We start from the raw sequence: 12,202 nt of genomic DNA on the forward strand, positions 1-12,202 counted from the left end.
TTCATGGGCGCCACACCAAGGCCAGGCCCCGCTGGGTACACATACTCCCCCCTAGTTAAAAGGTTTTTTAACGGCCTACCGCGCGACCAGCATGGGGCTATCTTTTATACTGCCACCCAGTACACAGGCAGCACCCGCACCACACACCCCGCAGCCCATGCCCCACACCCCCGAAGACAAGCAACGCGCCATCACCCGCCTGCGCCGCATCAAGGGCCAGGCCGAGGCGCTGGAGCGCGCCGTGGAGGCAGGCAGCGACTGCGCCCCCATCCTGCAGCAGCTGGCTGCCATGCGCGGCGCCGTGCACGGGCTGATGGCCGACCTGCTCGACAGCCATGTGCGCGAGACGCTGGCCGAGAAACCCGCACCTTCCCAGGCTGCGATCGACGAAACCCTGGCCCTGCTGCGCTCGTACCTCAAATAGACCCAAACCCCGACCCCACCCCATTCACCCGATTGACCGAAAGGACCACCCCATGAAATCCCGCGCCGCCGTTGCCTTCAAAGCCGGAGAACCCCTGAAGATCGTCGAGATCGACGTCGCCCCGCCCAAAAAAGGCGAAGTGCTGATCCGCATCACCGACACCGGCGTGTGCCACACCGACGCCTTCACCCTGAGCGGTGACGACCCCGAAGGCCTGTTCCCCGTGGTGCTGGGCCATGAAGGCGCGGGCATCGTGGTGGAAGTGGGCGAAGGCGTGACCAGCGTGAAGCCCGGCGACCACGTGATCCCGCTGTACACCGCCGAATGCGGCGAATGCCTGTTCTGCAAGAGCGGCAAGACCAACCTGTGCGTGAGCGTGCGCGCCACGCAGGGCAAAGGCGTGATGCCCGACGGCACCACGCGCTTCAGCTACAACGGCCAGCCCATCTACCACTACATGGGCTGCAGCACCTTCAGCGAATACACCGTGGTGGCCGAGGTGTCGCTCGCCAAGGTCAACCCCCAGGCCAACCCCGAGCAGGTCTGCCTGCTGGGCTGCGGCGTGACCACGGGCCTGGGCGCCGTGAAGAACACCGCCAAGGTGCAAGAGGGCGACACCGTGGCCGTGTTTGGCCTGGGCGGCATTGGTTTGGCGGTGATCCAGGGCGCCAAGCTGGCGAAGGCGGGCCGCATCATCGCCGTGGACACCAACCCCAGCAAGTTCGACCTGGCCCGCACCTTCGGCGCTACCGACTGCATCAACCCCAAGGACTTCGACAAGCCGATCCAGCAAGTCATCGTGGAGATGACCACCTGGGGCGTGGACCACAGCTTTGAGTGCATCGGCAACGTCAACGTGATGCGCGCCGCACTGGAGTGCGCGCACCGGGGCTGGGGCCAGAGCGTCATCATCGGCGTGGCCGGAGCCGGGCAAGAGATCAGCACCCGCCCCTTCCAGCTCGTCACCGGCCGCAAGTGGCTGGGCACGGCGTTTGGCGGCGTCAAGGGCCGCAGCGAGCTGCCCGGCATGGTCGAAGACGCGATGGCGGGCAAGATCCAGCTCGAACCCTTCGTGACCCACACCATGGGCCTGAAGGACATCAACGAGGCGTTTGACCTGATGCACGAAGGCAAGTCGATCCGCTCGGTCGTCAAATACGCAGCTTGAAATGAAGCTCCCCCTGAGTCGCTTCGCGCCTTCCCCCTCTCTCGCCTTGCTGCGCAAGGCGGGAGGGGGACGCCCCCAGTGCACGCAAGTGAAGCGCCGTCAGAGCGGCTTGGCGGCCCTTGCACGGGGGCACCGGCTTCGTGCGTGCCAGTTTCGAAGGCCTGCGCTCAGTACCAAGATGGCAGTGCAACGCGCTGCCCCATGACAAAGACACCGGACAAAATGACGAGCCCTCTTACCACCTCTTTGGAACTGCTCAGCAGCCACGCCTGCTTCGGCGGCGAGCAGCGCTTCTACCAGCACGCCTCCGCCACCATCGGCCTGCCGATGAAGTTTGCGGCCTACCTGCCGCCGCAGGCGCAGCAGGGCCCCGTGCCCGCCGTGGTCTATCTGGCAGGCCTCACCTGCACAGAAGAAACCTTCATGGTCAAGGCGGGCGCCCAGCGCCTGGCCGCAGAGCTGGGCCTGGCCCTCATCGCGCCCGACACCAGCCCGCGCGGCGCAGGCGTGCCGGGCGAGGCCGACAGCTGGGACTTTGGCGTGGGCGCAGGCTTCTACCTGGACGCCACCCAGGCGCCCTGGCGCACCCACTGGCGCATGGAAAGCTATCTGCTGGGCGAACTGCTGCCCCAGGTGGCCGCCCAGTTGCCCATCGACGGCAACCGCCTGGGCATCACCGGCCACTCGATGGGCGGGCATGGCGCGCTCACGCTGGCACTGCGCCACCCGGGCCGGTTCCAGTCGCTGTCGGCCTTTGCGCCAATCTGCGCCCCCACCCAGTGCCCCTGGGGCGACAAAGCCTTCTCCGGCTACCTGGGCCCGGATCGCAGCACCTGGATCGAACACGACGCCACCGTGCTCATGCAGCACCAGCCGGTCGCCCCCTACCCGGCGGGCATCCTCATCGACCAGGGCCTGGCCGACAAATTCCTGCCCGACCAGCTGCACCCCCACCTGCTCGAAGCCGCCTGTGCCGCCATCGGCCAGCCGCTCACGCTGCGCCGCCATGCGGGCTACGACCACGGCTACTACTTCGTGCAGAGCTTCATAGCCGACCACCTACAGCACCACGCGCGGCAACTCTGAGCCTTACGCCGCAGCCTTGCGCGTAACGTGCGCTAATGGATATATTTTTATCACTTTAATGATAAATATGATCTTTGAATTTGAAAAAAACGCATAATGTCATCCAAGCGCAGTGATGCACTGGTCACGGTTTGCTCGACCGCTGCGCTGGGAGACGATTTATGCAATCAGGCACCGCTGAGCCGGCCACCTCTGCAAGGCCAATTCACCCGAGTGGTGGAAACGATGCAGCAGAATCACTGAAACGCCGCATTTTTGATACAGCGCCCTTCGGGCTGTGTGTACTTGTGCGGGGGCTACCTCAACTCGTCAATCAGCAATTCATCCACCTCCTCGGGGGTGAACCCGTACTCGCGACCAGCACCGGGTTCAACATGCTGACCTCCTGCTGGCCAGAGTTGTGGCCGCAACTGCAGGGTATTGGCAGAACACCGCGCCATGTGACGGTGCGGAAAGCTTCTGGTGAGACCTTCGACGGCCGCGCCTATTCGCGCCCATTCCCGTCACTGGACCCCGAAGCGGAGCTGATTACGCTGGTGGACGACCCCCACCGCGCGCAAATCGCTTTTTCGTCGCACTGGCGCGCACGCATGCTGGAGCAGATCGAAACAATGGGCCGCAGTGGATCAGGCGAGATAGACCTCCAGGCGGGCAAGGCGGTGCTGTCGAAAGGCATGCACATGCTGCTCGGGATTCCCTTCGACGCTGCCGCGCGCTCCGCGTGGCACATGCTGCGCTGGGTACCCCTAAAGGAAAGGGGTTACGTAGCATCTATTTGGCGCGGCGCGTTGCCCGATGAGCCTTTCGAATTTCAGCACCGACTGGTCCGCGCCGACGGCACCCGGCTGGAGGTACTGCAGCGCGGCATGGTGGAAACCGACGCCACAGGCCGCCAGCATGGGTACATCATCGTCCAGGACATCACCGTACAGCGCGAAGCAGAGCAGCGTATCCAGGAACTGGCCAACCATGACGAGGTCACAGGTCTGGCGAACCGGACACAACTGCTAGATCGAATCGATGCCGCCGTGCACAGCGCCCGCTGGAACCCACAATCCTTCCTGGTGCTGTCGATCCAAGTGGATCAGGTGGATCAGCTCAAGCAGGCCATGGGGTACGGCGCAGGTGATGCAATGGCCATGGCCGTGGCGGCCCGCCTGACGGCTTTGGCCCAGCCTGGAGACACGGTGGCACGTATAGACGGTGGAGAGTTCGCCATTTTGCTGAACCCCGATAGCTGCGCACAGGACACACTAGGGCTGCAACATGCCCGCGCAGTGGTGCAGGCGATGGCCAAGGCTGAACGCCTTGGGGCTGCAGAGATTGTGCCGGGCGCGCGGGTTGGCGTGGCGCGATTCCCGGCCGATGCAGATAGCGCGGGCCAGTTGCTCGAAGCCGCGCAAACCGCCCGCATGGGCATCCGCTCTGACGGTGAGCAAGTGGCTGTCTTCACACCCCAGACCCGCGCGGCCAGCCTGCGCCGCCTGGCCATTGAGTCCGGGCTAAGGCATGCGGCAGAACGCTCGGAGCTGTGTCTGTCGTTCCTGCCGCAGGCGGACCTGACCAGCGGCGGGGTGATCGGAGCACAGGTCCATCTGCAGTGGAACAGTGCCGACCTCGGCACGGTGATGGAAGGCGAGTACATGCCCATAGCCCTTCAGACCGGCCTCATCGTGATGCTGGGCGACTGGCAGCGCGACATGGCCTGCAAGCAGCTACGCGCCTGGGATCAGAACGGTCGGCGCATGCCCCGCCTGCACCTGAAGGTCTCCACGCTGGAACTGCAGCAACCAGATATCGTGGACAAGCTGCGCCGCAGCCTGTCGAGCAACGGCTTGACACCGCAGGCGCTGGGGGTGGAGATCAGCGAACACGCGCTCGTGAATTCCACTGCCCAGCTGAGCCGCACGCTCAGCCAGCTTCGCGCGATGGGCATCGAACTGTCGCTGGGGGATTTCGGATCGGGCTCCACCAACCTCGGGTTGCTGGGTACGCGCCCCGTGGATGTCATCAAGGTCCACCGCTCGTGCGTGCCGGACGTCACCGCAGCCACAGGCGACGTATCCCTGACACGGGCCATCATCAACATGGCGCACAGCCTGCAGATGAAAGTGCTGGCCGAAGGCGTGGAAACCAACGGCCAACTGGCACTGCTCATTGCCAATGGCTGCGACCGCATGGAAGGCCCCGTCTTCGCGCAGGCAGTGCAGGCACAGGAGCTGGCCAACCTCATCGACCAGCACATGCGTTTGCCGGAAAACCTGCTCACCCGCAAGCGCGAGCGAACGCTCCTGCTGGTGGACGATGAGCCCAACATCGTGTCTGCGCTGCGCCGGCTTTTTCGGCGCGAGGGGTATCGGATCGTCACCGCGGGCAGCGGCGCGGAAGGCTTGCAACGCATGGCGGAATGCGAGGTGGACGTTGTGTTGTCCGACCAGCGTATGCCAGGCATGACCGGGGTGGAGTTCCTGCGTCGCGCCAAAGAGCTGTATCCCGATACGGTCCGCATGGTGCTGTCGGGTTACACCGAACTCCAGTCGATCACGGACGCCATCAACGAAGGCGCCATCTATCGCTTTCTGACCAAGCCCTGGGACGATGAAAGGCTTCTGGAGCACGTGCGGGAGGCCTTTGCTCACAAGGAACTGGCAGACGACAACAAACGCCTAGCCACCGAAGTGATTGCCGCCAGCGAAGCCCTGACGCGCGCGAACGAGCGGCTGGAACTGGTACTGGGCAGCCAGCAGCAGCAGATAGACCTGGAAGCTGCACGCGCGAACACGGCGCGCGACATGCTCGACATGCTGCCTGCAGCCGTGCTCGGCGTGGACCCGGACGGCACGATTGTGCTGGCCAACCGCGAAGCAGAGCGCCTTTTTCAGCCCCACTCCCCACTACTCGGCGAGTCCGCGCAGCGCGTGCTCGGGCTAGTCGAACCCTTGCCGACCGAGTGGGCGCAGGCGCTGGACGCCCCTGCCGCTGCAGCCCCCATTGCGCTGCATGGCTCGCCTTGGCGGGTACGTGCGCGCTCCATGGGCGCAACGCCCCCCAGAGGCGTACTGCTCGCGGTGTCACCGGCAGAGATTCCACACGGCTTCTGAAACCTGGACCCCATCATGACCCTCAACCACCCGACACTGCCTCCGGAGCTACGCGCTGCCACGCAGCCCACCAGCGTTGCTGAGGCGCCACCGCAAGGTAGGTCGCAGGTCGCGACACTGCACATTGCGCCGCAGATGGCCTTGCAGGAGGCCTGTGAAACGACTCCAGCACACTCCAGCCCCGCAGAACATCCCGACACGGCGCCAATACAGCACGCCCAACGCCTAGACTACATTTTCAGGCGTGTGAATGGGCAGGCCAACAGCAGCACCGAGGCCCTGCAACGGGCCGTGCGGATCTACAGAGGGATTGCCCCATGAATGCACTTGCACCACCGGTTTCCACGCTGATATTGGACCGCGAAACCCTGGCGCGCGATATCCGCGCCCTCCCCTCGCTGCCCCCAGTGGTACTGGAGCTGATGAGCCTGCTGCAGCAACCCGATACGGGCCTCGACGCATTCGCCCACACGCTGCGGCTGGACCAGGCGCTCTCGGTCAAAGTGCTGCAACTAGCGAACTCGCCTTTCTACGGCATGTCAGGGCGCATCACTACCGTGCGCGACGCGATCAACGTCCTCGGGCTTCGCCAGCTAGGCACGCTGGTCATCGCAGCTGCGCTAACGCTGCAATTTGAGGCGCTACATGGCCCGTCGCTGCACATGCGGGCGTTCTGGCGGCATGCCATCGCCTGTGCGGTGGCCGCGCGGCAACTGGCCCAGCGGCAGGGATGGAACGACGCCGCCGCATTCACCGCAGGCCTGCTGCACGACGTTGGCAGGCTCGTGATCGACAGCCACTACCCCGAAAAGGCTGCGGAGATCATCGCCTGGGCAGACCAGCAGGACATCTCGCACAGCGAAGCCGAGGAAACGTTAATGGGCATCGACCACACAGAGCTGGGGCATTGGGTGTGCCAGCACTGGCGGTTCTCCCCCGATATCTGCCATGCGATAGCAGGCCACCACCGACCGAGGGCTGACGGCCCCGCCGACTTGGCTGACGTGGTTCACGTTGCCGACGCCATCGCGCACGCCCTGGACGTAGCGGGGCTGGAGAACGAAGCCGTGCCCCCATTGAGCAACGCCGCGTGGCAGCGCCTGGGATTGATCGAATCGGGCCTGCCCACCCTGCTGGGCAACATTGAAGAAGAGTTTTCTCACCTGGAGACCGTGCTAAGCCCCTCGAAGGAAGCACCATGACCAATACACTGCAAACCCCTTCCCAAACCACAACCCACGGACCACTGTGTACCATCGTTCAACCCAGCGAAATGACTTTGGCCGAGATGTCCGACGCCCAGATCCGTGCCATCGTTGGCGAGCTTCTTCAAGCGAATAAAGCGCTCAAGGAGCTCAACACCAAGCTGTCCGACGCACAGAACAAGCTCATGCAGTCCGAAAAGCTGGCTTCCATCGGACAGCTGGCCGCTGGCGTCGCCCATGAAATCAACAACCCCATCGGTTTCATCTTTTCCAATTTCGGCACCCTCGAGCAGTATCTCCAAGACCTATTCGAAATGCTCGACGCATATGAGGAATCCGAACCTGGTCTTCAGGACCCGACAACCCGCCAGCGTCTGCAGAAGCTGCGTAAAGACCTTGATATCGACTACCTCAAAGACGACATCCCGAACCTGATGCGCGAGTCGCGGGATGGCATACAGAGGGTGCGCAAGATCGTTCAGGACCTCAAGGACTTCTCGCGCGTGGACGCACGCCAGGAATGGGAATCCGTCAACCTGCACCACGGCATCGACTCCACACTGAACATCGTCAACAACGAAATCAAGTACAAGGCAGATGTCATCAAGGAATATGGCGACCTGCCGGAGGTGCAGTGCCTTCCCTCGGAGATGAACCAGGTATTCATGAATCTGCTTGTCAACGCGGCCCATGCCATTACCGCAGAGCGAGGCACCATCACCATCCGAACAGGGACGGAAGGCACCAATGCATGGATCGAGGTGGCCGACAACGGCCAAGGCATTGCGCCCGAGAACCTTCAGCGCATTTTTGACCCCTTCTTCACCACAAAACCCGTCGGCAAGGGCACTGGGCTAGGACTGTCGCTGTCTTATGGCATTGTGCAAAAGCACCAGGGCCGCATGGAGGTACGCAGCGAAGTGGGGCAAGGCACCACCTTTCGCGTGACCCTCCCCCTGCACCACTCAGCAACAGCCGCGCAGGACTCCGCCAGCTGAAAACCCTTGGCACCCAGATGCCCGCCGCACCCTGCAAGACACCGCCATGAACGCAACAGACACGCCCCTGCCCACAACCACGCCACACACCTCGTGGACAGTGCTGTGCGTAGATGACGAGCCCAGCATTCTGGCCGCCCTCAAGCGTGTGCTGCGCAGTGAAGACTGCCAGGTACTGCAGGCGGGCAGCGGGGCAGAGGCGCTGACGCTGCTGGAACAGCACCCTGTGGACGTGGTCGTGAGTGACATGCGCATGCCCGCAATGGACGGTGCGCAATTGCTGGCCCAGGTCCGCCAACGGTGGCCCCACACCGCCAGGGTACTGCTGACCGGCTACGCCGACATGAATGCCACCATAACGGCCATCAACGAGGGGCAGATCTACCGCTACATCCACAAGCCCTGGGAAGAAAACGAACTGCGCTTGACCATTCGCCAGGCCGCTGAGCGCCAGCTGTTGGAACGCGAACGCACCCGTCTGCAGGCGCTGACTCACGAACAGAACGAGGAGTTGAAGGCCCTCAACATTGGCCTGGAACAACGTGTCGATGAGCGCACATCAGAGCTGCGGCAGGCCAACGAGCAACTGCGCCGCAACTACCTCACAAGTATCAAAATTTTCTCCAACCTCATGGAGCTGCGCAGTGGCGTGCTCGCCGGGCACGGCAAGCGCACGGCCAGCCTGTCGCGCAAGGTCGCCCAGGCCATGGGGCTGCCCGAGGAAGTACTGCAAGACGTGTTCGTGGCGGGGCTGCTTCATGATGTTGGCTTCATGGCACTGCCCGACGCCATTCTGAGCAAGCCTGTCGGCAAGCTCACTGCCGAAGAGATGACAAGCTACCAGCGCCACCCCGTGCTGGGCGCACAATCCTTCATGGCACTGGACGACCATCAGGCGGTCGCCGCCATCATTCGGTCTCACCACGAACGTCATGACGGCACCGGATTTCCCGACCAACTCAAGGGGGAACAAATTACGGTCGGTGCCCGAATTCTGGCCGTGGTCGACACCTACGACGATTTGACTCACGGGCACCTCACAGGAGCCCCGCTGACCGAGGCCGAGGCCAGGACTATCCTGCAACGCGGGCGCGGAACACAGTTTGATGCGGAGGTCATCGACGTTTTTCTGCACATCACCCAGGAAGTCAAGCCCAAATCAATACGGATTGAACCTGTGACCGCTGAAAAATTGGAACCCGGCATGACCCTGGACAAGGACCTTCTATCCAAGGAGGGCGTCTTGCTGCTGTCTGCAGGCCATGTACTCACTGCAGACCTGATTTCCCGCATCCGACGCTACGCCAAGATCGAAGGCCTGCAGTTGGCAATGGATATCCGCCTCCCCCCCGCAGACTAGCACCAGTACTCTCTGCGTGGCTCGGCGCGGCGCTCCTCTGCGCTGGGCAACCACAGAACCAGCAGAGAGCTCTCAACCTCTCTTGGAGCGGCGGAAAAACTCAACGAAGCGGCCCTGGCCAACCGTTTCACCGCAGGCAGTACAAGCAGTACGACGAGACCAGGCAACGACGCCAGGGGAGTCTTGTTGGCCGCTCTTAATGCCGCCTTAAGGCGACATTTTGAGAATGCCAAGCATGCCACTTGCACTGCCCTTCCCTGCCCGACTCGTCAACACCACGCAACCAAGGCAGCCTGAACAGCAGAAGCCCCTGCACCCCGTGTGGGTGGTCGTGCTCATCAGCACCTGGCTGGCCACGGCCTGCAACGTGCCTCTGTGGCGCGAGGTGTCCCAGCTGCCTGGCCATGGCAGCCTGCGCGGCTGGGGGTTTGCACTGGCGTTTGCGCTTATCGTCGCGGCGGGCAACGCGGCGCTGCTGAGCCTGCTGGCCTGGCGCTGGACGCTCAAGCCCGCCGTGCTGGTGCTGGTGCTGATGGCCGCATTTGGCGCGTACTTCATGCTGGCCTACGGCATCGCCATCGACGCCAGCATGCTGGTCAACGTGATGCAGACCGACGTGAAGGAAGCCGGCGACCTGCTCAACCTGCGCATGTTGGGCACCGTGCTCATCCTGGCCGGACCTCCGCTGCTTTGGCTGTACCGCCGCCCCGTGCAGCGCCTCACGGCCTTGCGCCATGTGGCGCACAACGGGCTGCTGCTGGTGGGCTCCATCGCCGTCATCGTGGTGTGCCTGCTGCTGGTGTTTCAGGACTTTGCATCGACCATGCGCAACCACATCAAGCTGCGCTACCTGATCAACCCGCTCAACAGCGTGTACGCGCTGGGCAATATTGCCGCCAAGCCCCTGCGCATGGACACCAGCAAGATCCTGCCCCTGGGCCGCGATGCCCAGTTGGGCGCGAGCTACGAAGGTCAGGCCAAGCCACCGCTGCTGGTGCTGGTGCTGGGTGAGACGGGCCGCAGCGGCAACTTTGGCCTGAACGGCTATGAGCGCGATACCACGCCCCGCCTGTCGGCCCGCAAGGACCTGGTGAGCGCACGCAATGCCTGGTCCTGTGGTACCAGCACCGCCGCATCGGTGCCCTGCATGTATTCGCACCTGGGCCGCACAGGCTACGAGGGCCGCTCGGCCAACTACGAAAGCCTGATCGACGTGTTGCACCACGCGGGCCTGGCCGTGCTGTGGGTGGACAACCAGGCTGGCTGCAAAGGCGTGTGCGACCGGGTGGGCGAGACCATCACCAGCACCCAGAAAGACCCCGCGCTGTGCGCTGGCGGCGAGTGCCTGGACCGCGTGATGCTCAAGGAACTGGACGCCCAGATTGCCGCCCTGCCCGTCGAACAACGCCAGCGCGGCACCGTGGTGGTAATGCACCAGATGGGCAGCCACGGCCCCGCGTACTACAAGCGCTCCGCGCCCGAGAACAAGAAGTTCGGCCCCGAGTGCACCTCTACCGCGCTGCAGGAATGCCAGCGTGAACAGGTGACCAACGCCTACGACAACAGCATCGTCGAGACCGACCACTTCCTCGATTCAGTGCTCCAATGGCTGGGTGCGCAGGAACAACAATCACAGACAGCTATGATTTACGTAGCAGACCATGGCGAATCGCTGGGTGAGAACAACATCTACCTGCACGGCCTGCCCTACTCCATTGCTCCCGACGTGCAAAAGCATGTGCCGTGGATCACCTGGCTCTCGCCCGCCATGCAGGCCCGCACCCACATCGCCACCGGCTGCCTGCAGCACGAGCTGGCCGAGCGGCGCATAACGCACGACCACTACTTTCACTCGGTGCTGGGGTTGATGGATGTGAAGACCGGGGCGTACAGCGCGGGGCTGGATATGTTTGGGGGGTGCAAGCAGGGGGCGGGGGCTGGGATGTCGGTGGGCTGAGGGGTGAGGCCATCCAGCGCAGCGCCACCCACAAGATGCTGTGCGATAAAGTCACGCAGCGCCAGGTAGCCCTGGTTCAGTTCACCAAGAGGAGAAAACACGTGGGAGCCTGGTCACACGAACCGTTCGGCAATGACACCGCTTGCGATTGGAGCTATGGCTTGCTGGAAACAGAAGACCTTTCAAGCATCGAGTCAGCTCTGGATGCCGTCCTTGACAACGATGAGGACTATCTGGACGCTGATTTGGCGAGCGAAGCAATCGCTGCAATTGAAGTTCTGGCAAAGCTGCAAGGCAAAGGAACCCAGATCGATTCCTATACGGATGAGATCGACCAATGGGTCAAACAACACCCCCAGCAGCCAAGCCTTTCACTGCTGTCCAAGGCAAAAAAAGTTGTTGAGCGTATTCAGTCCGAAGATTCAGAACTGCTGGAACTGTGGGAGGAAGCAGAAGAATCCGACGCTTGGAAGGCCTCGCTACAACAGCTCGCAGCCGCAATCAGCACCTAGCCACGGAAACTTTCCGCACGGAAATTCCCCCCATGAACCACGCCTGCCCCCATTGCCAGCGGTCCCTGCGGTGGTTGCCGGTCCGCCAGGCGGAGGGCGGGGCACTTGTAGGGAAGCGGTGGGAGCCGTTCCAGCGGTGTCCCCGCTGTGGCGGAACCATTCTCTCCAACCTGCCGCCCCGCAGCCTGCGTGAAGAGATGGGGTGTCTGCTGTTCGTACTGGGCATTTCCGCCGTGGCCCCATTGGTTGCACCGGGACCGCAGCGCTGGCTGCTGTGGGGCGCCGTGGTTCCCGTACTGGTGTTTGTGATCTACCGCGAGGCCAAGAGAGATCGGGCGACCAAGACCCACCCGCGCTGGCTCGCGGGCAAGCCAGAAAACGAGTCGTAACG

10 protein-coding genes are annotated in these 12,202 nt (G+C 63.2%); all 10 read left to right on the forward strand.

The features are described 5' to 3' along the window. Positions 1–157: 157 nt before the first annotated feature. The 10 genes from A1D30_RS21925 (at position 158) to A1D30_RS25650 (ending at position 12,200) form a co-directional block, all read left to right on the forward strand. Positions 158–424: a metal/formaldehyde-sensitive transcriptional repressor gene (locus A1D30_RS21925; RefSeq protein ID WP_063462852.1), complete on the forward strand. Its 267-nt coding sequence runs from the start codon at positions 158–160 to the stop codon at positions 422–424. 52 nt (positions 425–476) lie between these two features. Further along, positions 477–1,592 (forward strand): S-(hydroxymethyl)glutathione dehydrogenase/class III alcohol dehydrogenase, encoded by a 1,116-nt coding sequence (locus A1D30_RS21930; protein ID WP_063462853.1) that lies wholly within the window; start codon positions 477–479, stop codon positions 1,590–1,592. 222 nt (positions 1,593–1,814) lie between these two features. After that, positions 1,815–2,678: an S-formylglutathione hydrolase gene (gene fghA / locus A1D30_RS21935; protein WP_063462854.1), complete on the forward strand. Its 864-nt coding sequence runs from the start codon at positions 1,815–1,817 to the stop codon at positions 2,676–2,678. Positions 2,679–2,839: 161 nt separating this feature from the next. Next, on the forward strand, positions 2,840–5,779 hold the full coding sequence (locus A1D30_RS21940; RefSeq protein ID WP_082836578.1) for an EAL domain-containing protein: 2,940 nt from the start codon (positions 2,840–2,842) through the stop codon (positions 5,777–5,779). A gap of 317 nt (positions 5,780–6,096) precedes the next feature. Then, complete coding sequence (locus A1D30_RS21945; RefSeq protein WP_063462856.1) at positions 6,097–6,981, forward strand: HDOD domain-containing protein; 885 nt, start codon at positions 6,097–6,099, stop codon at positions 6,979–6,981. Further along, entirely contained in the window at positions 6,978–7,982 is a 1,005-nt protein-coding gene (locus tag A1D30_RS21950) for an ATP-binding protein (protein ID WP_082836579.1), read from the forward strand. The genes A1D30_RS21945 and A1D30_RS21950 overlap by 4 nt, the downstream gene beginning before the upstream one ends. Positions 7,983–8,028: 46 nt before the next feature. Continuing rightward, positions 8,029–9,342, forward strand: a complete 1,314-nt coding sequence (locus A1D30_RS21955) for an HD domain-containing phosphohydrolase (protein ID WP_063462858.1) — start codon at positions 8,029–8,031, stop codon at positions 9,340–9,342. A 235-nt stretch (positions 9,343–9,577) separates the two neighbouring features. Beyond that, positions 9,578–11,299 carry a phosphoethanolamine--lipid A transferase gene (locus tag A1D30_RS21960; protein WP_242421994.1) on the forward strand — a complete coding sequence of 574 codons (1,722 nt, stop codon included), beginning with the start codon at positions 9,578–9,580 and terminating at the stop codon, positions 11,297–11,299. After that, positions 11,260–11,811, forward strand: coding sequence for a DUF4259 domain-containing protein (locus A1D30_RS21965; RefSeq protein WP_199866029.1), 552 nt, complete (start codon positions 11,260–11,262; stop codon positions 11,809–11,811). The genes A1D30_RS21960 and A1D30_RS21965 overlap by 40 nt, the downstream gene beginning before the upstream one ends. Before the next feature lie 32 nt (positions 11,812–11,843). Beyond that, entirely contained in the window at positions 11,844–12,200 is a 357-nt protein-coding gene (locus A1D30_RS25650) for a hypothetical protein (RefSeq protein ID WP_131798515.1), read from the forward strand. Positions 12,201–12,202 lie beyond the last annotated feature (2 nt).

The organism is Acidovorax sp. GW101-3H11 (genome assembly GCF_001633105.1).
Lineage (GTDB): Bacteria > Pseudomonadota > Gammaproteobacteria > Burkholderiales > Burkholderiaceae_C > Acidovorax.